The 20,370-nt window shown below is 63.2% G+C and carries 18 protein-coding genes, 1 tRNA gene and 1 pseudogene; 5 read left to right on the top strand and 15 right to left on the bottom strand.

The window, feature by feature from the left end; translation table 11 throughout:
* The first annotated feature begins 103 nt into the window (after positions 1–103).
* Both gyrA and V8352_RS09510 read left to right on the top strand, forming a co-directional pair.
* Positions 104–2,851: a DNA gyrase subunit A gene (gyrA, locus tag V8352_RS09505; RefSeq protein WP_336424070.1), complete on the top strand. Its 2,748-nt coding sequence runs from the start codon at positions 104–106 to the stop codon at positions 2,849–2,851.
* Entirely contained in the window at positions 2,848–3,429 is a 582-nt protein-coding gene (locus V8352_RS09510) for a hypothetical protein (RefSeq protein WP_336424047.1), read from the top strand. Before gyrA ends, V8352_RS09510 begins: the two co-directional genes overlap by 4 nt.
* 6 nt (positions 3,430–3,435) lie before the next feature.
* Here V8352_RS09510 and V8352_RS09515 read toward each other — a convergent pair whose 3' ends face one another.
* Genes V8352_RS09515 through V8352_RS09525 form a run of 3 tightly spaced genes read right to left on the bottom strand, consistent with a single transcriptional unit; the run spans position 3,436 to position 6,895 of the window.
* Entirely contained in the window at positions 3,436–4,914 is a 1,479-nt protein-coding gene (locus tag V8352_RS09515; RefSeq protein WP_336424048.1) for a carboxypeptidase M32, read from the bottom strand.
* Positions 4,901–6,082 (bottom strand): heme A synthase, encoded by a 1,182-nt coding sequence (gene ctaA, locus V8352_RS09520; protein WP_336424049.1) that lies wholly within the window; start codon positions 6,080–6,082, stop codon positions 4,901–4,903. The genes V8352_RS09515 and ctaA overlap by 14 nt, the downstream gene beginning before the upstream one ends.
* Positions 6,083–6,139: 57 nt before the next feature.
* Positions 6,140–6,895: an RNA methyltransferase gene (locus V8352_RS09525; protein WP_336424050.1), complete on the bottom strand. Its 756-nt coding sequence runs from the start codon at positions 6,893–6,895 to the stop codon at positions 6,140–6,142.
* 175 nt (positions 6,896–7,070) lie between these two features.
* Between V8352_RS09525 and V8352_RS09530 the strand changes: the two genes are divergently transcribed.
* Positions 7,071–7,691, top strand: a complete 621-nt coding sequence (locus tag V8352_RS09530) for a thiamine phosphate synthase (RefSeq protein WP_336424051.1) — start codon at positions 7,071–7,073, stop codon at positions 7,689–7,691.
* Positions 7,692–7,697: 6 nt separating this feature from the next.
* On the opposite strand, the gene V8352_RS09535 is transcribed toward V8352_RS09530, so the two are convergent.
* The 3 genes from V8352_RS09535 to V8352_RS09545 all read right to left on the bottom strand — a co-directional run bounded on the left by V8352_RS09535 (position 7,698) and on the right by V8352_RS09545 (position 9,657).
* A complete protein-coding gene (locus V8352_RS09535; RefSeq protein WP_442971006.1) occupies positions 7,698–8,501 on the bottom strand; it encodes a lysophospholipid acyltransferase family protein in 804 nt (267 codons plus the stop codon).
* 26 nt (positions 8,502–8,527) lie between these two features.
* Entirely contained in the window at positions 8,528–9,379 is an 852-nt protein-coding gene (locus V8352_RS09540; protein ID WP_336424053.1) for a GNAT family N-acetyltransferase, read from the bottom strand.
* A 125-nt stretch (positions 9,380–9,504) separates the two neighbouring features.
* Positions 9,505–9,657 (bottom strand): DUF3553 domain-containing protein, encoded by a 153-nt coding sequence (locus V8352_RS09545; RefSeq protein ID WP_336424071.1) that lies wholly within the window; start codon positions 9,655–9,657, stop codon positions 9,505–9,507.
* Positions 9,658–9,717: 60 nt separating this feature from the next.
* Between V8352_RS09545 and V8352_RS09550 the strand changes: the two genes are divergently transcribed.
* Positions 9,718–10,326 (top strand): histidine phosphotransferase family protein, encoded by a 609-nt coding sequence (locus tag V8352_RS09550; RefSeq protein ID WP_336424054.1) that lies wholly within the window; start codon positions 9,718–9,720, stop codon positions 10,324–10,326.
* Here the strand turns inward: V8352_RS09550 and V8352_RS09555 are convergent.
* The 6 genes from V8352_RS09555 to V8352_RS09580 form a co-directional block, all read right to left on the bottom strand.
* A complete protein-coding gene (locus V8352_RS09555; RefSeq protein ID WP_336424055.1) occupies positions 10,323–11,588 on the bottom strand; it encodes a glutamate-5-semialdehyde dehydrogenase in 1,266 nt (421 codons plus the stop codon). The two genes, V8352_RS09550 and V8352_RS09555, sit on opposite strands and share 4 nt — an antisense overlap.
* Positions 11,589–11,636: 48 nt before the next feature.
* A complete protein-coding gene (proB, locus tag V8352_RS09560; RefSeq protein ID WP_336424056.1) occupies positions 11,637–12,743 on the bottom strand; it encodes a glutamate 5-kinase in 1,107 nt (368 codons plus the stop codon).
* The gene (obgE, locus tag V8352_RS09565; RefSeq protein ID WP_336424057.1) at positions 12,731–13,771 is read right to left on the bottom strand and encodes a GTPase ObgE; all 1,041 of its coding nucleotides are present in this window, start codon (positions 13,769–13,771) and stop codon (positions 12,731–12,733) included. The genes proB and obgE overlap by 13 nt, the downstream gene beginning before the upstream one ends.
* 80 nt (positions 13,772–13,851) lie before the next feature.
* Entirely contained in the window at positions 13,852–14,406 is a 555-nt protein-coding gene (locus V8352_RS09570) for a GNAT family N-acetyltransferase (RefSeq protein ID WP_336424058.1), read from the bottom strand.
* Positions 14,407–14,601: 195 nt separating this feature from the next.
* Positions 14,602–14,871 carry a 50S ribosomal protein L27 gene (rpmA, locus tag V8352_RS09575; RefSeq protein ID WP_336424059.1) on the bottom strand — a complete coding sequence of 90 codons (270 nt, stop codon included), beginning with the start codon at positions 14,869–14,871 and terminating at the stop codon, positions 14,602–14,604.
* Between the two features lie 11 nt (positions 14,872–14,882).
* Positions 14,883–15,596 carry a 50S ribosomal protein L21 gene (locus tag V8352_RS09580; RefSeq protein ID WP_336424060.1) on the bottom strand — a complete coding sequence of 238 codons (714 nt, stop codon included), beginning with the start codon at positions 15,594–15,596 and terminating at the stop codon, positions 14,883–14,885.
* A 357-nt stretch (positions 15,597–15,953) separates the two neighbouring features.
* On the opposite strand from V8352_RS09580, the gene V8352_RS09585 reads away from it, so the two are divergent.
* A tRNA-Ser gene (locus V8352_RS09585) sits at positions 15,954–16,043 on the top strand.
* Between the two features lie 225 nt (positions 16,044–16,268).
* Here V8352_RS09585 and V8352_RS09590 read toward each other — a convergent pair.
* From V8352_RS09590 to V8352_RS09600, 3 genes and pseudogenes are all read right to left on the bottom strand, one after another.
* On the bottom strand, positions 16,269–17,138 hold the full coding sequence (locus V8352_RS09590) for a tyrosine-type recombinase/integrase (protein ID WP_336424061.1): 870 nt from the start codon (positions 17,136–17,138) through the stop codon (positions 16,269–16,271).
* Between the two features lie 829 nt (positions 17,139–17,967).
* A complete protein-coding gene (locus V8352_RS09595) occupies positions 17,968–19,323 on the bottom strand; it encodes an ATP-binding protein (protein ID WP_336424062.1) in 1,356 nt (451 codons plus the stop codon).
* Between the two features lie 615 nt (positions 19,324–19,938).
* Positions 19,939–20,367, bottom strand: a pseudogene (locus V8352_RS09600) (transposase); the annotation flags it as partial.
* Between the last annotated feature and the right edge of the window lie 3 nt (positions 20,368–20,370).

Genomic DNA, 20,370 nt, shown 5'->3' on the forward strand with positions numbered 1-20,370 from the left:
TGCACCCTGTAACGGCGCGGTGATATACCTTTTGCGACAGCATTTAGTTTGACGCGACAGGATGGGCTCCGACTTGACCGATACGCCGCAACCCCCCGAAGACATGGAAGAAAACCGTCCCGAGCGTCCGCCATACGATGGCCCGCGCGTCTCGATCACGGACGAGATGAAGACGTCCTATCTGGACTATGCCATGTCGGTTATCGTCAGCCGCGCGATCCCCGATTTGCGCGACGGGCTGAAGCCTGTGCATCGCCGGATCCTCTATGCGATGTTCGAGGGCGGCAACACACACGACAAACCCTATCGCAAATCGGCGCGCGCGGTCGGCGACGTGATGGGTAAATACCACCCGCACGGCGATAGCGCGATCTACGACGCGCTGGTGCGGATGGCGCAGGACTTCTCGATGTCGCTGCCGCTGCTCGATGGTCAGGGCAACTTCGGCTCGATGGACGGAGATAACGCGGCCGCAATGCGCTATACCGAGGTGCGCATGGACAAGCCTGCGGCCTATATCCTCGCCGATATCGACAAGGATACCGTCAATTTCCAGGACAATTACGATGGCAAGGACCGCGAGCCCACAGTTCTGCCCGCGCGCTTTCCCAACATGCTGGTCAATGGTGCGGGCGGTATTGCCGTCGGTATGGCGACCAACATCCCCCCGCATAACCTGGGTGAGGTGATTGACGCCACGCTTGCCCTGATCGAGGAGCCGGACCTGTCCAGCGAGGACCTGATCGAATATGTGCCCGGACCCGACTTTCCGACCGGGGGCATCATGCTGGGCCGCTCGGGCGCGCGGAAGGCGTATCTGGAGGGGCGCGGCAGCGTCATCGTGCGCGCCAAGACCCGCACCGAGGAAATCCGCAAGGATCGCTGGGCGATCATCATCGACGAGATCCCTTACCAGGTGAACAAGGCCACCATGATCGAGCGCATCGCCGAGGCCGCCCGCGAAAAGCGGATCGAGGGCATCGCGCATGTGCAGGACGAAAGCGACCGCAACGGCGTGCGCGTGGTGGTCGAGCTGAAGCGTGACGCGACCGCCGAAGTCGTGCTGAACCAGCTGTTCCGCTTTACGCCCATGCAGACGTATTTCGGCTGCAACATGCTGGCCCTCAATGGCGGGAGGCCCGAGCAGTTGACGCTGCGCCGCTTCCTGACCTCCTTCATCGACTTCCGCGAGGATGTCGTCGCGCGCCGCACCGCCTATGAGTTGCGCAAGGCGCGCGAGCGCAGTCACATCCTTTGCGGTCTGGCCGTTGCAGTCAGCAATGTGGACGAGGTGGTGGCCACCATCCGCGCCTCTGCCGATGCCGCCGATGCGCGCGCCAAGCTGATGGAGCGTCGCTGGCCTGCGGGCGATATCCTTGAATATATCGCGCTGATCGACGACCCGACCCATACGGCCAATGACGACGGCACCTACAACCTCAGCGAGGCGCAGGCCCGTGCCATTCTGGAACTGCGCCTTCAGCGCCTGACCCAGCTTGGCGTTAAGGAAGTCACGGACGAGCTTCAGGAGCTGGCCGGCAAGATCAAGGAATACCTCGCCATTCTCGCCAGCCGCGAGCGGATCATGCAGATCATCGCCGATGAGCTGACCGAGGTGCGTAACCTTTTTGCCGTGCCCCGTCGCACCCAGATCGTCGACTGGTCCGGTGACATGGACGACGAGGACCTGATCGAGCGTGAGGACATGGTCGTCACCGTCACCTCCGGCGGCTATATCAAGCGCACCGCGTTGGCCGACTTCCGCAGCCAGAAGCGTGGCGGCAAGGGCGTGGGCGGCATGGCGACCAAGGACGAGGATGTGGTCACCACCCTCTTCGTCGCCAATACCCATACGCAGCTGCTCTTCTTCACGACCGATGGCATGGTCTACAAACTCAAGACATGGCGTCTGCCGCAAGGGGGCCGCACATCCAAAGGCAAGGCGATCGTCAATATCCTGCCGATCCCCACCGGCGTCTCCATCGCCGCCATCATGCCGGTCGACCGGGAAGAGGCGGAATGGGACGATTTGCAGGTGGTCTTTGCCACCTCAGCAGGCACCGTGCGCCGCAACAAGCTGTCGGATTTCACCAACGTCCGTTCGAACGGCAAGATTGCCATGCGCTTCGAGGAGGAGAACGCCGGGATCACGCTGATCAACGCGCGCATCGCCTCCAATGATGACGATGTGATGCTGGTGACCTCATCGGGCCGCGCCATACGCTTTCCGGCCACTGATGTGCGCGTCTTCAACAGCCGTGCGTCGCTGGGCGTGCGGGGCATCCGTCTGACGGGCGACGACTCTGTCGTCTCCATGTCCATCATTCCGCATTTCGATGCCTCCTCGGACGAGCGTGCCGCCTATCTCAAGATGCGCCGTGCGATGGCTGGTCTGACCGATGAGGAACTGGAGGCCGCCGATGACGAGGGTGATGCAAACGCCGACATCAGCCAGGAGCGTTATGCAGAAATGGCGGCGGCCGAAACACTGCTTCTGACCATTACGGCGCAGGGCGCGGGCAAGCTCAGCTCGAGCCACGACTACCCCGTGCGCGGGCGCGGCGGCATGGGCGTGGCGGCGATGGACAAGGCAATGCGCGGCGGTGCGCTCGTCGCATCCTTTCCGGTGACACTGGAGGATCAGATCATGCTGGCCACCTCCAAGGGCCAGTCGATCCGAGTGCCGGTGCAGGGCATTTCCTTCCGCTCGCGCAGCGCAGGCGGGGTCAAGGTCTTCAACACCGGAAAGAATGAGATCGTCGTCAGCGTGGCCTGGATCGCAGAACAACCCGAGGATGAAGACGGAGCGCCGGACATCGCGGCGGACGGGGCCGCGCCCGGCGCCGAATGAGCCGGCCCGGTCGTGGCACGATCCTGATCGCGGGGCTGACCAGCGCCGCGATCCTTGCCGTTTCGGGCATTGCCGTCTGGCGCCATCTGGGCGGCGCAGCCGGCGACACCCCGGCGCAACGCAGCGCCGTGATCGCGCCCATTGCGGAGGTGCTCGATGCGGCGCGCGATCATTCTGACAGATGTGCCGCTGAATTTTCGGCCCTGATCACAGCCGCCAGCGCGACCGACGACGCCATGGCCCGGCTGGAGAGTTGTGGCGAGACGGCCCGCGCGCTGGCCGAGCGCGGCTACGTCTCCCTCGATACCGTGCCCCAAGCGGGCGAGGCACCCGATAGCACATCGCCGCGCCGCGCTGAATATCTCGACGCGACTGGATCGCTGCTGAGCATGTATGAACTGCAAGGCGATGATTTCGACGTGGTCTATGACATGATGGCGCGCGCACGCGCCACGGGCGCGACCCTTTCGTCCCTCTCCGCAGATGCAGGGCATGTACTCAACAGCGGTGCACCCGACGTGGAGGCCGCGCGCAAGGAGGCTACCCGCGCCGAGGCGGCCTATCGCAAGGGCGGCTGACGCGCTTCACCCCGCAGGATAAAGCGCGCCGAATTTCTGCTCGAGATAGCGCATCAGCGGCGCCTCGGACGGTTCGAACCCGCAGGCACGCGTGATCAATTCGCGCGGAGTATAAAGCCCGCCGTGCTGCTGCACATTCTCGCGCAGCCAGCCCATCGCGCTGCTCATGTCGCCCTGCGCCAACTGGCTATCGAGATCCGGCACGGCCTTATGCAATGCTTCGGCCAGACAGCCCGCATAGACATTGCCGAGGCTGTAGGTCGGGAAGTAACCAAAGAGGCCGACCGACCAATGCACATCCTGCAAACAGCCCTGCGACGCGCGCGGCACCTCATAGCCGAAATCCCGCAAGAAGCGCGCGTTCCATGCCTCTTCCAGATCGCCGGGCGCCAGATCGCCTGACACCAGCGCTCGCTCCAGATCAAAGCGCATCAGGATATGGAGGTTGTATTGCACCTCATCGGCCTCGGTGCGGATGTATCCGCGGTGCAGGCTGTTGACCGCCGCGTAAAACGCGTCCTCGCCGTCAATGCCGAAATCCCCGAAAGCGTCCGTCATCTGCCCATAGAGCCAGCCGGTAAAGGCGCGGCTGCGCCCCAGCTGGTTCTCGACGATGCGGCTCTGACTTTCATGGACGCCCATCGAGACCCCGGCGCCAAGGGGCGTCAGCGCATAGGCCGGATCAATGGACTGCTCGTAGATCGCATGTCCGGCCTCATGCATGGTCGAATAGATGCAGTTGAAGGGATCATCGTCACTGGTGCGCGTCGTGATCCGCACATCATCCCCTGACCCGCTGGAGAAAGGATGCACCGCCTTGTCGATGCGCCCCCGCGCCATGTCATAGCCGCACACACGCGCCAACTGCCGCGCAAGACGCATCTGCGTCTGAACATCGAATGCCCCTGACACCTTTGGCGCAGCGGCCCCGCCCAAGGCAGACTCCCGCAGGGCGATCAGGCCGGGGCGCAGCGCGCCGAACATCGCATCGAGGTCGGCGGCCTTTGCCCCCGGCTCGTAGTCGTCCAGCATCGCATCATAGACATCGCCGCCATCGGCCAGCGCGGCCCCCTCCTCGAGGCGCAAGGCGACCACTTCGGCCAGGACCGGCGCGAAGGCCGCAAAATCGTCTGCCGCGCGCGCCTCGGCCCAACGGCCCTGACTGAGCGCTGTCAGCCGGGCCAAAGCCGATGCCAGTTCCGAGGGCACACGCTGCGTACGCTCGTAGCTGCGGCGGATATGGCGGAGCTGCGCCTCGCCGGCCTGATCCAGCGCCTCGCCACTTGCCGCCTCGAGCCAGTCGCCAACCCGCGGATCAATGCGCCGCGCATGCAGCACCTCGCTCAGGGCCCCCGCCTCTTCCGAGCGCTGCGCGGCAGCGCCGCGCGGCATCATCGTCTCTCGGTCCCAGCTGAGCCGTCCGGCCACCTGCGCCAATGCCTCGGTCTGGCGCTGATACGTCATCAGCTCTTCAAACGCGCCCATGTTTAGATCCTCTTACAGATTGTGCCTGCGGATAGCCCGCATGGAAACGCGCCCGAATGATGAGTACCCAGAGGATGACCGCCAGGAACTGGTGCAGGATCGCGACTTCCCACGGGGCTGCCAGAACCACCGTCACGATGCCCAAGGCAATCTGCGCAACGACGGCAACAAAGGCCAGCGTGAAGGCACGCTGCGTCGCGACATGCGCGCTGCGCCGACCGCGGATGAGCGCCATCACCGAAAAGGCCAGGAGCGCATAGCCCGTCATGCGGTGCATGAATTGCACCGTTCCCGGATTTTCAAAGAAATTCCGCCACCATGGCTCGAACTGCATCATTTGCTGGGGCCAAAGGCCGCCGCCCATCAGTGGCCATTCGGTATAGGTACGTCCCGCATCGATACCGGCCACCAGCGCGCCAATGAGTATTTGAAGAACAGTGAAATGCATCCATCCTGTGCCAAGGGCAAAGAGCTTGCCCTCACGCGCGCGCCGGGCCTGCATGATCTCGCGCTCGGGGCGCGATAACAGCAGCGCATACCATGTGATCAGGCCAAGGATGACGAAGGCGAGGCCCAGATGCGTCGCCAGCCGGTAAGAGGCCACGTCCAACCGTCCATCGCCGAGGCCGGAATGCACCATCCACCAGCCCACAGCGCCCTGCGCGCCGCCAAGCGCGCCCAAGAGCAACAGGCGCCGCGTCCAGCCCACCGGGATCTGCCGCGCCGCCAGGAAGCCGAAGAACCCGACAGCCCAGACAAGACCAATCACGCGGCCAAGCTGGCGATGTCCCCATTCCCACCAGTAGATCACCTTGAAGTCTTCAAGGCTCATCCAGTTGTTTTGCAGCTGAAATTCCGGGATCTGCTTGTAGAGGTCGAACTCTGCCTGCCAGTCAGCAGTGTTCAGGGGCGGGATCGCGCCCGTGAGCGGGCGCCACTCGGTTATCGAAAGGCCACTATCTGTCAGCCGGGTCAGGCCGCCGACAGCGATCATCACGACGACCAGCGCAAAGAGCGCCATCAGCCAAAGGCGGATGCCCCGCCGCGCGCCGCGCCGTCCCTCGTCGATCATACCGCCACGCGGCTTTGAATCTGGTTCCCCGCTGGCCCGAGCACCCGTTCCACCATCCGTATCGACATCCTGAAAAATGCTGCGTTTTTCAGCCATTTCCGGCGCTCCTCAAGTATTCTTCGCGGTGCAGATTAGTGCCCGCCCCCTGCCCCTTCAAGCGCCGCCGTCCCCGCGATGCTTCCAGCGGACCATCTGCCGCATGATGCCATGCAAAAGCCGCGTGTCGGCCTGTGTGAGGGGCATCCGGCTCCAGAAGTTGCGCAGCGTCTGCCGCATGCTGCCAGACTTGTGATCGGGATAGAAAAAGCCAGCCTCCTCCATCCGGTCCTCATAGTGGGCGGCCAAGGCTTCGATTTCGGTCTGGCTGGCCCATTCAGTGTTATGCATGTGAACGCGCGCCTCGGGCACGGCCGCGGCGGCGCGGCGCCACTCATAGGCGGTCAGCAAGACGCATTGCGCAAGGTTCAGGCTGGGGAAGTCTGGGTTCACCGGCACGGAAATGATCGCATTCGCGCGTACCACGTCCTCGTTTTCAAGGCCCGACCGCTCGGGGCCGAACATCACGGCCACCTTCTGGCCCGAGGCAATGCGGCGCGCGGCATCCTGCATTGCCCCCTCCGGGCTCAGCACCGGCTTGGTCAGCTCGCGCCCCCGGGCGGTCGTCGCATAGACATAGTGGCAATCCTCAAGCGCGGCCGGCAGATTCTCCACCAGTTGCGCCTCGTCCAGCAGGCGCCCCGCCCCGCTTGCCATCGCGCGGGCCGCAGGATTGGGCCAGCCATCGCGCGGCGCGACGACGCGCATCCGATCGAGCCCAAAATTCCACATCGCGCGCGCCGCCGCGCCGATATTCTCGCCCATCTGCGGGCGCACCAGCACAAAGGCGGGCTGGGGTGTGTCCGTGGGCATGGCAAGAACCTCTCAACTGGCGCCTGATACCGCGCTCCCCCCCGCTTGAAAAGGGCTGCGGCTTCATCTTGGTTGAAATACTCCCGCGCGGAGCGCGCCTGCCTTCCCAGCCCTGTGGCGCTGCCCGATCAGCTGCGCTATAGGGTGCGGCCAAGACAGACCGAAGGAGCGCGCCATGAGCGACCAAGAGCAGCCGCAGATCTACCTGATCACACCGCCCGAATTCGAGCTGAGCCAGTTCCCGGACCAGCTGGCCGCGGTGCTTGACGCGCATGAGGTCGCCTGCCTGCGCCTCGCGCTCGCCACCCATGACGAGGACCGCATCGCGCGCGCCGCCGATGCGTGCCGCGAGGTTGCGCATGCACGCGATGTCGCCGTCGTCCTGCAAAGCCACATCGGGCTGGCCGAGCGGCTTGGCCTTGATGGTGTCCACCTGACGGATGGCGCCCGTTCGGTGCGCAAGGCGCGTAAGGCGCTGGGGACCGATGCCATCGTCGGCGCCTATTGTGCCCAGACCCGGCACGAGGGGATCAGCGCAGGCGAGGCTGGCGCCGATTACATCGCCTTTGGCCCGGCGGGCGCCAGCCCTCTCGGTGACGGCGCGCAAGCCGAGGATGATCTGTTTCAGTGGTGGTCCGAGATGATCGAGATCCCGGTCGTTGCCGAAGGGGCGCTCGATGCCACGCGCATCGGCCAATTGGCGGCCTTGACCGATTTCGTCGGGATCGGTGACGAAATCTGGGGCTCAGAGGATCCCGCCGCCGCGCTTGGCGCGCTCATCCGCGCAATGGGCTGATCAGGCCTATCCGCGCCGCTCTGCCGGCATGCCCGTGCGCACGATCCTCTCGGCCTCCTGCGCCAGTGCCTTGCGGTTGGCGAAATCGGCCACTTTCAGCGGCGCATGATAGGTCAGCCGGGCGACACCCCCTCGGCGGGCCGTCAGCACGGCGGCAAAATGCGGTGCGAAATCCATATCTCCGAACCAGCCGTAAAACGCCGGATCCGCCCCCTTGGGGGCATCGTAAACGACAGTCACCGGCTGGATATGCGCCGCTTCACGCAGGCCGGGCGCAAAGAACGCCTCAAAGAGCGTCGCCTTGAACGCAAGAACGCGCAGCCCGTCGGTCGATGTGCCTTCGGGGAAAAACAACAGCGGGTGTCCCGCGCTCAGCCGCGCCCCCAGTGCGGCGGTCTGGGCCTGCGCCTCGCGCGCGGCGCGCCGGATGAAGAGCGTGCCCGCCGCGCGCGCCAAAAAGCCGATCACCGGCCACCCGGCGACCTCGGACTTCGAGATGAAAAACACCCGGTGGCGCGCGTTCAGCACGAAAATATCCAGCCAGGAGGCGTGATTGCCCACCACCGCGCCCGGCAGTGTCATGGGCTTTCCGTGCATTTCGGTTCGGATGCCCAGAACGAAAAGGCAGATGCGAAAGAAGGCTTGTACGACGTAGGGTGAAAAGGGACGTGCCTGGCCGTAAAACACCCGCTCAACCCCGCGCAGCAGCAGTTGCAAGGGCAAGAGCACGGCAAGGGTGCAGATCAATGCGATCATGCGCAGCGCGCCACTAAGGCGCCCTGCCCAGCTCCGCCGCGGCACAGGGATCATGTCGGGGCGCGGCCAGTTCGGAACGTTCACCCGCGGCCCCCGCCATAAAGCGCGCGGTGCCCCACGCTAAGCCGGGCCGTATCCATCATCAAGCAGACATCTACCGTGTTGAACTCATGGTCGATATAGGCCCCATCGCCGACATAGCCGCCAAGGCGCAGATACGCCTTGATCAGCGGCGGCACCTGTAGCATCGCCGCGCGCCGGTCGAGCGCGTCAGGCGCGATCAGGTTCATCGGCTGATGCACCAGCGAGCGCGCGCGCAACTCTGGCGGCGCAAGATACCGATGATGCAAAAGCGACAGGGGCGCCGCCAACGCGCCCGGATCGGTCCCGTGAAAGCTGGCCACACCAAAGAGAACCTCGATGCCGTGATCGGCGACATAGGCCGCCAGCCCCTGCCAAAGATGCAAGAGCGCTTGGCCGCCTCGGTAGCGCACGTCGACGCAGGAGCGCCCAAGCTCCAGCAATGGGCGACCGCTGCTGCGCAGCGCGCTCAGGTCATATTCACCCTCGGAATAGAATTGCCCGGCCCGTGCCGCCTGATCGGCGCGCAGCAGGCGATAGACACCGATCACCTGATCGGCCTCTTCCCCCGGCAGCGCGCGATCGAATAGCAGCAGATGATCGAACCACGCGTCGAACTGATCCACTTCAAGGGCAGCCTCGTGATCGACCATCGGTCCGCCGCCGCCCAGTTCCTCGACAAAGATGCGATAGCGCAACCGCTGTGCTGCGCGCACATCATCCGGACCGACCGCGAGGCGGACGTGGAAGTCGGGGTCTTTGCAGGGTCTGACCCCAGAGAGTGACCCGGATACAGACCCGGATCTGGTCACGGCTGACGGCATGGATCCTCGGCGGGGTTGCGTGGGCATTTTCGGTATCCTGTTCTACGGCTCGCGCAGCGCAATGGCAACAAAAGCCGCCGCACCTGCACAGCAGACGCGACTACACCTCAGGGTTGCGCAGATCCCTAGAGTGGTTAATCATTTCGTAACCATCATCGTGGATCAAAGACAGGCAGCAGCATCACGCGGCTGGTATCGACCACCACCTTTCCGGCATCAGGGAAATTCACAGTGACCTTGCCCCCCACGTTTGATTGCACCTGCCCGACGCCCCAATCGGGCTGGCTGGGTGCCTCCACTCGCATGCCGGGCTCCAGATACTCCGCAAAACCATTCACCTGCGTGCCTCGCTCGAAAGGATCCTCATGACCCAGCCTAACCGCAATCTCGGCGCGCTGATAGGCTCGCGTATCTGCCACGACCTCATCAGCCCCGTTGGTGCCATTTCCAACGGGCTCGAGCTTCTGGGCCTCGCTGGGGCGCCGGACGGACCCGAGATGGCCCTCGTCGCCGATAGCGCGGCCAATGCCAATGCGCGATTGTGCTTTTTTCGGGTGGCTTTCGGTCTTTCGTCTGACGGGCAGAGCATGCCTGAGCGCGAAATCTCCGGCATTCTCGCTGGCGTCTATACGGCCAAGACGCGCTGCGACTGGAGGGTGACAGGCGCCTTGCCGCGCAACATGGCGCAGGCGGCCTTCCTTGGTATCTTGTGCGCCGAGCAGGCGATTCCCTTTGGCGGCGAGATCCGCATCGAAGGAGACGCCGAGGGCCTGCGTGTGACCGCCCGAAGCGCGCGCGTGGACCCAAAGCCCGAGCATTGGAAATGGCTGACCGCGCCTGAGGCCTGCCATGCCAAAGATCTGGACGATCTGCCGGCCGCACAGGTGCAATTCGCCCTTCTTCCCAGCCTGCTGAGCGAGATGAACCGGCGCGCCGACGTGCAGATGAACGGCAGTGTCTCCCTCAGCTTCTAGGGGCGCACCACCCCGTCGCTGCTGACGAGATATTTGAAGCTTGTGAGCTGCGCCGCGCCGACAGGCCCGCGCGCATGCAGCTTGCCGGTGGCGATACCGATTTCGGCGCCCATGCCGAATTCGCCGCCGTCCGCGAACTGCGTTGAGCTGTTGTGCATCAGGATGGCGCTGTCGACCTGTGAAAAGAACGCCTGCACCGCAGCCGGATCCTCGGTAATGATGCAGTCGGTGTGATGCGAGCCGTGCTCTTCGATATGGCCGATGGCAAGACCCAGATCACCCACGACGCGCGCGGCTATAACGCTGTCCAGATATTCATGCCCCCAGTCGGCGTCGGTCGCAGGGACCGTGCCCTCGATCGCGCTCAACGCCGGATCGGCGCGCACCTCGACACCTGCCTCGATCAGGGCTCGCACCAGATCGCTGCCCAGTCCGCCCACCAGATCGCGGTGGATCAAGAGGCACTCGGCCGCGCCGCAGATGCCCGTGCGCCGGGTCTTGGAATTGAGCACGACGCGCATCGCCTTTTCCGCGTCGGCAGAGGCATCGACATAGATATGCACGATCCCCTCCAGATGGGCGAACACCGGCACGCGCGCCTCGCGCTGAACGAGGCCGACCAGTTCCTTGCCGCCGCGCGGCACGATCACGTCGATGCTGCCGGTCATGGTCAGCATCTCTTGCACGGCGGCGCGGTCGCGCGTGGGTACCAGCTGGATCGCCTCCTCGGGCAAGCCCGCCTCGCGCAATCCTTGTTTGAGACAGGCGTGGATGGCGCGGCTGCTATGATAGCTCTCGGAGCCGCCGCGCAAGATGCAGGCATTTCCGGCCTTGAGACAAAGCGCGCCCGCATCCGCCGTCACATTGGGGCGGCTCTCGTAAATGACACCGACAACGCCCAGCGGTGTGCGCACGCGCCGGATGTGGATGCCACTGGGCTGGCTCCATTCGGCCAGCACCTCGCCCACGGGATCGGTCTGATCCGCGATGGCGCGCAGACTGCCGGCAATGGCGCGGATGCGGCCCTCATCCAGCAGCAAGCGGTCGATCATCGCATCGCTCAGCCCCTTGTCGCGGGCCGCTGCCACATCCTTGGCGTTCGATTCTATGATCGCCGCGTGGCGCGCCCAGACGGCATCGGCGGCACTGCGCAGCGCCATGTCCTTGCGGTCTGCGTCAGTCACGGCCAATTCGGTCGCCGCGGCCCGGGCGCAGGCGCCGATGCGGGCCATAAGGGCGGGAATATCGACGGTGTCTGCCATGAGTGTCGCTCCTTGGCGGATAGAGTGAGGGCCGGTTTCGCAGCGGCGTCAGAATGCCATGTCGTCACGGTGAATCAGCGCAGCCCGCGCAGGATAGCCCAGAACAGCCTCGATGGCATCCGAGCGCAGGCCCTTGATGCGAGCGGCATCCGATGCGTCATACCGCGTGAGGCCGAGGCCAAGGATGGCGCCAGACTCGCTCATGATTTCAATGGCATCACCACGCTGAAAACTGCCCAAGACGCCCGTGACCCCGGCGGGCAAAAGGCTGCTGCCTCTTTCAATGGCGCGCGCGGCGCCCGCATCGACGGTGAGGCGGCCCTTGGCCTTCATTGCGCCGATCCACGCCTTGCGGCGCTGCTGAGGCGTGCCTTGGGCCGTGAACCATGTAGCATTCGCCCCCGCCTCCAGCGCGGCGAGTGGGCGCAGCACATCGCCTTGGGTGATCGCCATGTCACAGCCTGCGGCCATCGCCGCGCGGGCGGCCATCAGCTTGGTCTTCATCCCCCCCTTGCTGAGGCCCGAGACGGGATCGCCTGCCATCGCCTCGATCTCGGGGGTGATCGCATCGATCGTGTCATAGCGGTGCGCGCCCGCGTCCAGCGCAGGGTTGCCTGAATAGAAGCCGTCCACATCGCTGAGCAGGATCAGTTGATCCGCGCCCGCCGTCACTGCCACCTGCGCGGCCAGCCTGTCGTTGTCGCCATAGCGGATCTCGTCAGTGGCGACGGTGTCATTCTCATTGACGATGGGCACCGCGCCGAGGCGCAGCAACTGCTCCAGCGTTGCGCGGGTGTTGAGGTATCGCCGCCGATCCGCGCTATCCTCGAGCGTCAGCAGCACTTGCGCTGCGGTCAGCCCGCGTGCCGCCAGCGCAGCCTCATAGGCGCCCGCCAGCCGGATCTGACCCACCGAGGCGGCAGCCTGGCTTTGCTCCAGCGTCAGCGCCCCGGCGGGAAGATTCAGCGTGCCCCGCCCCAGCGCGATGGAGCCGGAGGAGACCAGCACCACATCCGTGCCCCGCGCCCGCAGCCGTGCGACATCATCGCACAAACCTTCGAGCCAGCCCGCGCGCAAAGCGCCCGTGCCGCGCTCGACCAGAAGAGCCGAGCCGATCTTGACGACAACGCGGCGCGCCTCGCTCAGGGCCGCCACGGCTCGGGCTCGTCTTCGCCGGCCTTGCGATGACGCAGGCGGTCATCGTCGATCTCGCTGCGCAAAGCGCGCAGGACATCCGTCACGCCATCGCCGGAAACGCCGGACATCGTCATGACGGGGCCACCTGATGCCTCCTCCAGCGCCGCCTTCGCCTCGGCCAGCGCGTCCGCATCTAGCGCGTCGATCTTGTTCAGGACGGTCAGCCGCGGCTTGGACGCCAGAGGGCCATCATAGGCCTCGATCTCGGTGATGATGGTCTGGTAATCCTCTGCCACGGTCTGAGACGTGCCGTCGACAAGGTGCAAGAGGATCGCGCAACGCTCGACATGGCCAAGGAACAGATCGCCCAGCCCCCTGCCCTCACTTGCGCCGTCGATCAGACCCGGAATATCGGCCACGACGAATTCCACGTTGTCGACACCGACCACGCCCAGGTTGGGATGCAGCGTGGTAAAGGGGTAATCCGCGATCTTGGGCCGCGCATTGGAGGTCGCGGCCAGAAAGGTGGATTTGCCTGCATTGGGCATGCCCAGAAGGCCGACGTCCGCGATCAGTTTCAGCCGCAGCCAGATGGTCCGCTCGACACCTTCCTGACCGGGATTGGCGCGGCGCGGCGCCTGGTTGGTCGAGGATTTGAAATGCAGGTTGCCAAAGCCGCCATTGCCGCCGCGCGCCAACTCGACGCGCTGTCCCAGCTCGGTCATGTCGGCGATCACCGTCTCCTGATCCTCGTCGAGGATCTCGGTGCCGACCGGCACGCGCAGCACGATGTCGTCGCCGTCCTTGCCGGTGCGCTGGCGCCCCATGCCGGGCTGTCCGGAGCGGGCGAAGAAATGCTGCTGATAGCGAAAGTCGATCAGCGTGTTCAGCCCATCGACCGCCTCGGCATAGACCGAGCCGCCATCGCCACCGTCGCCACCGTCAGGCCCGCCGAACTCGATATATTTCTCGCGGCGAAAGCTGACGCAGCCGCCACCGCCGCCGCCGGAACGGATGTAGACCTTGGCGAGATCCAGAAATTTCATGGAATGGCTCCTGCAATACGGGCGGGCGGGCAATACGGGCGGGCGCGGCTGCCCTTGCATAGGCAAAGGCCGCGTCCGCCTCAATCGAGTTTTCGGCTATAGGTCCAGGTGGGCACGGCAAAGCCGCGCGCCAGGCAGTAGGTTTCGGCATCGCCCAGATAGGCAAAGCCGCTGTTGGTCAGCACGCGCGCCGAGGCCGGATTATCCTGCTGGACGGTGGCAAAGATGGTCCGGCACCCTTGCGGGTTTGCCCCAATCAAGGCTGTGACCGCGGCCGAGGCAACACCCAAATTCCAAAAGACCGGCGCGACCCAATATCCGATTTCGGACTGGCCGATATCGAGACGCGTCAGGCTGATGACGCCCAGAACCTCGCCCATACCGGCACGAGTGCCGTCGATGGCCCAGGCGTCCTCGGTCCGGTCTTCGGCCATGCACCGCGCGATGAACGCCTCGGTCGTGCCGGGCGGCAGCGGATGGGGGATCGACGAGGTCGCCTGCGCAACGCGCAGATCGCCTGTATAGAGCGCGATCAGACCGGCATCCGAGGGCCGCACGGGGCGCAGGTCATACGCCCCGGCCGGAATGCTGGCTTGTGCGTCTTGATACGAAAGGGTCGGCTGTTCGAAAGTCATGAAGTGCCCCTTTTCAGAGGAAGGGATAGATCGGCATCGACCTGTCGCGGCGCGCGTCAGGGCGGATTGGCACGAGCCGCTATGGCAGAGCGGGCGAACCTGTCAGGCGGACGGACCGCAAAGAATTATGAAAGTCAAAAAGGACCGGCGGTATCCGCCGATCCTTTCCATGACGAACCCCGAAGGATGCATCGATTACTCAGCGGCGTCCTGAAGGGGGGTCACCGAAATGAACTTGCGTCCCTTGAGGCCGGTGTGGAACTTCACATGGCCTTCGACCGTGGCGAAGATCGTATGATCCTTGCCAAGGCCAACGCCCGTTCCTGGCCACATCTTGGTGCCGCGCTGGCGCATGATGATGTTGCCGGGGATGACGCTTTCGCCACCGTATTTCTTGACGCCGAGGCGACGGCCCGCGCTGTCGCGGCCGTTACGGGATGAACCGCCTGCTTTTTTATGTGCCATTTGGTCTCTCCTTAACCTTTGGTCAGTTCTTTGGCCTGGTCGATCCAGCCCTCACGCTCGATCCGGCCCTTGAACGACAGTTTCTCGTCCATCTCTGCCACGTCGGCATCGGTCCATGCAGCGATCTGTGCAAAGCTGGTCACACCGGCTTCATGCAGCTTCTTCTCCAGCGCGGGACCAACGCCCGAAAGCTGCTTGAGATCATCGCCGCCCTTGGCCGCTGCCTTCTTGGGCGCAGCTTTCTTCTCGGCCGACTTCTCGTCCGACTTCTCGTCCGCCTGACCTTCGGCCACGCGCTTCTTCATCTCGGCCTGCTGCGTCTTGTTCTGGGCATATTGCCCGTCCGAGACGACAGCCGAACCCGAAACCGAGCCGGCGCCGATCGCGGCCTTGATGCCGGACTTATCGGCGCCCTTGTCCAAGATGTCTGTCACGCGCAGAAGCGTCAACTGCTGGCGGTGGCCCCGCGTCCGCTGCGAGCCGTGCTTACGGCGGCGCTTGACGAAGTGAATGACCTTGTCACCCTTGACCTGATCGATGACCTCGGCCTGAACGCAGGCCCCTTCGATCATGGGCGCGCCCACGACCGGGCTGTCGCCGCCCAGCATGAGAATCTCGTTGAATTGTACTTTTTCGCCAGCCGCAGCGGCCAGCTTCTCGACACGCAGCATATCGCCGGACTTGACCCGGTACTGCTTGCCCCCGGTTTTGAGAACCGCAAACATCTGTCTTTCCTTCACTTTTCCGCGTCCGCCGGTCCCCTTGTCGGGTGTTCGCGGCCTCATGGCCACCTTGGACAGCGCGCCTCATTGGCGTCATACATTATATCCCGGTGTCAGAGCTCGCCTCTGCCGGGATGGGGGCTTATCAGGTGCCGGGCGCTTTGTGTCAAGCAGGTTTTGCCGCCTTTCCCACCGGTTTTGCGTGGCCACGAGCCGCCGGTTTCCGCCCCCGCCCGGCCTCCGCCAAGCCACTGCCGGAACAGAAAATCCCTCCGCGGCACAGGATTTTGCGCCGAAATCCATCATGCCCCCTTGCGAGCCCTCGAAATCCATTCTAGGACGCCGCCACCAGACCCCCGCGGAGAGGTGCCGGAGTGGTCGAACGGGGCGGTCTCGAAAACCGTTGAGGATGCAAGTCCTCCCAGGGTTCGAATCCCTGTCTCTCCGCCACTAAACTACTGATATCATTGTATTTTGCAATCCAACGCCGTGAGGCCCTTAACAGCCCTGCAACGACAAAGTCGGCATACTATGCCGTCTTTCTGCCTCACCGCATGCACCGACTACGCCGTGTCGCCACCAAATTGGCGCCCGCGAGCACCCGATTGACCGCCCCCAGAACGACAAAACCCCGCCGTTTCAGGCGGGGCTATGATCGGCCGGGATGAGTCTGCGTCAGAGACCGACATTACCATCGGCGTTGGCGATCTCCTGCTGCTCCTGAGAGAGGTAGCGGAAGTAGTATCGTTCAGTGGTCTTCACGGAACCGTGCCCGATGTATCGCTGCACCCGGTAGACCGACCAGCCATCCTTCAGCCGCTCGATCGCGAACTTGTGCCGCAGGTCATGCATCCGGGCGCCGAAGTCGACTTCCTGCGCATAATCCCAAAACAGGTTGGCGGCAGACCTGTAGTAGCCGTCCTCAGTCTTGTTCCAAAAGACATAAGGAGACCGGTTAGACTGCGGGATCTGCAACAGGATGTCGATGGCCTGCTGGCGAAGCCTGATTGTCCGAACTTTTCCGCCCTTGGTATTCTGCAAAGTGAGCGTCACATTTCCCTCGACGGGCCGCTCCATGCCAGATACGTCGCTCCACTTGGTCATCGCCATTTCCGTAATCCGCCCGCCGGTTTCATTCAGAAAGCCGGGGAAGTAGGTCAGCGTCCCTGGCGCACGCTCTGCCAGCCGTGCGATAGCCTCCTCTGCAGGAAGAACGATCGGAGGCAGCTTCTCACGCATACCCTGCTTCTCGAAGAGCTGAACAGGGTTCACCTCGATCCACCCTTTGTTCTTTATGTGGGTCATCAGATGATTGAACGCAGTCAGGTCGCGATTGATGGTGGCCAAGGATACACCGGCATCTTTGCGCAACGAGACGAATTCGGTGATCTCGGCCAGTCCGATTTCCCAGGCCGCTGCGTCCAAGATGTCCTCGTTCCGCTCGTCGAAAAGCTCCTTTAGAGTACGTCCGATCTGGAGGAGGCTGGTGCGATAGCGATTGCATGTCGAGGCGGCCCAAGCGGCCTGCTCGGGTATGCCGTGCATTCTTGTCCAACCTGTCCGTCTGATCAGATTGAGCTGTTCTCTTTGCTCTGTTCGACAGGCAGCGCTCTCCATGGCGATCTCGCTCTCAGAAATCGCCTTGGGAAGCGCTGCGGTGCCTTTCGTACTCGGTATCGTTTGGTAGTCACACGGCCGTCCATTCTCGCCCGTCTCGCAAGGCTGTCGGACGGTCGGTTCGCACTTAAAAGAACCGCCCGTCCGACAGCCGTAAGATTTTTTTGTCTCACACCAACTTTCCACAAGTAAACCACGGAGCCGGCACGAGCTTCAGCAAGGCGCAGGAAGCTGACCGCGCAAAGTTTCGAACTATGGACGTCCTTTCAGACGTGACCGGCCCGTTGCGGACCTCCGTCTCACCGTCAATCGCCGCGTTGTAGCTTCACCAGACCGGCCATTCACCGCAGGCGCACTATCGGAGACAGGCGAGCAGCAACACGCGGGATTATGCAACCTGTTGTCTGGAAGTTCTGCTGAGAGCGGGGCATGCATCCAAGCATTCCGACCTGATGCAGGCCTTGGTGCCGGAGGGCCCATTGCTCGTCGATCTCGACCAGCGTGGCGCTGCCGCGGCGCGGCAGGCCTGCCGTCGCCAGCGTGATGGGCGCACTCCGTCGAGCCCCGCATTGGTCCGGATCACTGCCGCAAAAAACCGTGCACCCGGGGGAAAAATCGCTGAAGCAGGCACCGAAAGATTGCAGTCAGCGGACTGCACGTTCAGTCCAGCAATTTCCGAAGNCCGCAAAAAACCGTGCACCCGGGGGAAAAATCGCTGAAGCAGGCACCGAAAGATTGCAGTCAGCGGACTGCACGTTCAGTCCAGCAATTTCCGAAGTTCGCGGTTCAGGGCGGACCTGCCGAACGGTTTCGCCAACCAGCCCAGTTCAGCAAAATTGGTCATTTCGGCAGTCAGGACTGGGTCCGCATGCCCGGACATCAGGACAATCTTGAGCGTCTTGTCTGCGGATCGCGCCAATTTGGCCAACGCCACACCTGTCTTGTCGCGATCCAACATGATGTCGCTGAGTAGCAGGTCGACCTTGGGCCCTTCCTGGAGGACCTCCTGAGCCTCGGGTACACTGGCTGCACTTCGGACCTGGTATCCAAGACTCTTCAACTGGTCGGTTACTGTAGAGCGCACGTCGGCCGCGTTCTCAACCAGCAGTATGGTCTCACCCTTGCTGCTGGCCGTCCTGTCGGACCTTTTCTCCATGAGGCTTGCCGGGTCCTCGTGGCTGGCTGGCGTCAGATACATCTTGACGGTCGTGCCCAGTCCGTCGGCGCTTGTGATCATCAGATGGCTTTGCCATGCCTGCATGCTATCGTGCAGTGTGGTCAGGCCGAGACCGGTCCCCTTGCCCACCGGTTTCGTGGTGAAGAACGGCTCCAGTACCTTTTTCATGTTATGTTTCGATATGCCGTGGCCCGTATCCCGCACCGAAACAGTAACGTAGTCGCCTGGCGGTACGGTCCAATGGTCTTCGGATAGCTGGGACTCTACCCGTTCGGACGCTGTTTCCAGCACGACATCCCCGCCTTTTGGCATGGCGTCGCGCGCATTGACGATCAGGTTCAACAGGATGTTGTCAAACTTGCCGGGCTCAGCCATCACTGCGGGCAATCCCTCGGACAGGTTACAGCACAGCGAGATATTCTCGCCCGCGGCCAGGTTCAGCAACGGGGTCAGTTCCCGTGCGATCTGGTTGACGTCCACAGGCTTAGAGCGCAAATGGCCCTGCCGGGAAAAGACGAGCATGCGCTGCGTCAATCCGCCGGCCTTTTCGGCCGCGATCATGGCGTTGGCGAGATGTTTACGCGCAGGATGCTCCTGCGGGAGAGTGTCCTCGCTCAACTCCATAGAACCCATCACGACCATCAGCATGTTGTTGAAGTCATGCGCCATTACCGTTGCAAATTGGCCGATGGCTTCAAGTCGCTGTGTCCGCGTGGCGACTTCGCGCAGCCACGCCTGCTTTCTTAGTTCGGCCCTGATCAGCAGATAGATGACAAGTGCCGAGAGAGACACAAAGACAGCGCCCTTTATCGTCTGGATCACTCCGGCGCTGCTGTTCGCGAAAAGATGCTCGACCAGCCAATCCGACAGGAATATGTAGGCCAAGCTGAGACCCGCGTAGACCAGTGCGATCCTGAGGGCCGGTTCATTACGCATACGACGTCTCGCGGTGTATTGGTTGCCATGGCCGACGCCGCGAAGCAGCCGGAGTGCAGATTGCCAGCACGAACATTGACTCGACTCTTAATGTTCGCCTACTGACCGTAGCTTTCAAATCCGTGCGGCGCAACGAGTCTGCGCAACCGACTGAACCGGGAATTCCCGGATCGATTGCTTTACTGAGTTGCGTCGACGATTTCAGATCATCGGCAGTGGCAAAGTATTCGATCAGTGCATGCGCACAGGTGGCACGCGGCTGAAGATCAGGCCAATCCGAGTGTTCCTCTCGATAACCGGAAAGATAATTCTCGATTGAAGCCGAATGGCCGCTTCTCTATCGCGGCCTATGTCAAGAGAGGGTGGTCATGTCATGTTGTATTCCTTTGCGTTATTGATCTGCCTTGTCGATGTGCCGCCACGGGGCTCGTGCTTCTCTTTGAGGTCGGCGTGTGGCCGCGTCATGATGGGGTAAGAAGGATGGCGTGGCTCAATCTTTCGGGCGCCCTTACTGCAAGCGCAGCAGGATCTGCAGCCATTGCGAACTCACGCCACCCGTCGTCCCCGTGAGGACATCATTCTGCCGAGGCAGATCCCGGGATCAGAGTCTGTTTGTTAGACCATCTTGGCGGCGCTGTTGCTCCAGCGGAAGTCGGTGCCATCGATCCACATGCGGTGGAGAATGACGGCAATGCGCCTCGCAAGTGCAACAGTCGCGCGCCGCATGCCACGTCGCTGTGCAACCCACATGGCCCAGGCCTTGAGCCATGACCATTTCTTGGAATGGGTGAGCATCGATTGTGCCGCCTCATAGAGCATGGGCCGCAGCATGGCGTCACCGCATTTGGAGATACCGCCGTCATAGTCGATCTCGCCGGACTGGTATCGCTTTGGCGTCAGACCGGCATGCGCGCCGAGATCCCGGGAATGCACAAAGCGGTGCGGCTGATCAACCGATGCTCGGTAGGTCAGTGCAACAACCGGACCAACACCCGGGACTGTCATGAACCGTCTGCATACCGGATCGTCGCGCACCTTATTGAGGAG

The sequence above is a fragment of the Roseovarius sp. D0-M9 genome (genome assembly GCF_037083805.1).
Taxonomy (GTDB): Bacteria; Pseudomonadota; Alphaproteobacteria; order Rhodobacterales; family Rhodobacteraceae; genus Roseovarius.

Coding starts and splice junctions, on each gene's coding strand:
- gyrA (WP_336424070.1), top strand. CDS start 104: ATGGAAGAAAACCGTCCCGAGCGTCCGCCATACGATGGCCCGCGCGTC.
- V8352_RS09510 (WP_336424047.1), top strand. CDS start 2,848: ATGAGCCGGCCCGGTCGTGGCACGATCCTGATCGCGGGGCTGACCAGC.
- V8352_RS09515 (WP_336424048.1), bottom strand. CDS start 4,914: ATGGGCGCGTTTGAAGAGCTGATGACGTATCAGCGCCAGACCGAGGCA.
- ctaA (WP_336424049.1), bottom strand. CDS start 6,082: ATGGCTGAAAAACGCAGCATTTTTCAGGATGTCGATACGGATGGTGGA.
- V8352_RS09525 (WP_336424050.1), bottom strand. CDS start 6,895: ATGCCCACGGACACACCCCAGCCCGCCTTTGTGCTGGTGCGCCCGCAG.
- V8352_RS09530 (WP_336424051.1), top strand. CDS start 7,071: ATGAGCGACCAAGAGCAGCCGCAGATCTACCTGATCACACCGCCCGAA.
- V8352_RS09535 (WP_442971006.1), bottom strand. CDS start 8,501: ATGATCCCTGTGCCGCGGCGGAGCTGGGCAGGGCGCCTTAGTGGCGCG.
- V8352_RS09540 (WP_336424053.1), bottom strand. CDS start 9,379: ATGCCCACGCAACCCCGCCGAGGATCCATGCCGTCAGCCGTGACCAGA.
- V8352_RS09545 (WP_336424071.1), bottom strand. CDS start 9,657: ATGCGAGTGGAGGCACCCAGCCAGCCCGATTGGGGCGTCGGGCAGGTG.
- V8352_RS09550 (WP_336424054.1), top strand. CDS start 9,718: ATGACCCAGCCTAACCGCAATCTCGGCGCGCTGATAGGCTCGCGTATC.
- V8352_RS09555 (WP_336424055.1), bottom strand. CDS start 11,588: ATGGCAGACACCGTCGATATTCCCGCCCTTATGGCCCGCATCGGCGCC.
- obgE (WP_336424057.1), bottom strand. CDS start 13,771: ATGAAATTTCTGGATCTCGCCAAGGTCTACATCCGTTCCGGCGGCGGC.
- V8352_RS09570 (WP_336424058.1), bottom strand. CDS start 14,406: ATGACTTTCGAACAGCCGACCCTTTCGTATCAAGACGCACAAGCCAGC.
- rpmA (WP_336424059.1), bottom strand. CDS start 14,871: ATGGCACATAAAAAAGCAGGCGGTTCATCCCGTAACGGCCGCGACAGC.
- V8352_RS09580 (WP_336424060.1), bottom strand. CDS start 15,596: ATGTTTGCGGTTCTCAAAACCGGGGGCAAGCAGTACCGGGTCAAGTCC.
- V8352_RS09590 (WP_336424061.1), bottom strand. CDS start 17,138: ATGCACGGCATACCCGAGCAGGCCGCTTGGGCCGCCTCGACATGCAAT.
- V8352_RS09595 (WP_336424062.1), bottom strand. CDS start 19,323: ATGCGTAATGAACCGGCCCTCAGGATCGCACTGGTCTACGCGGGTCTC.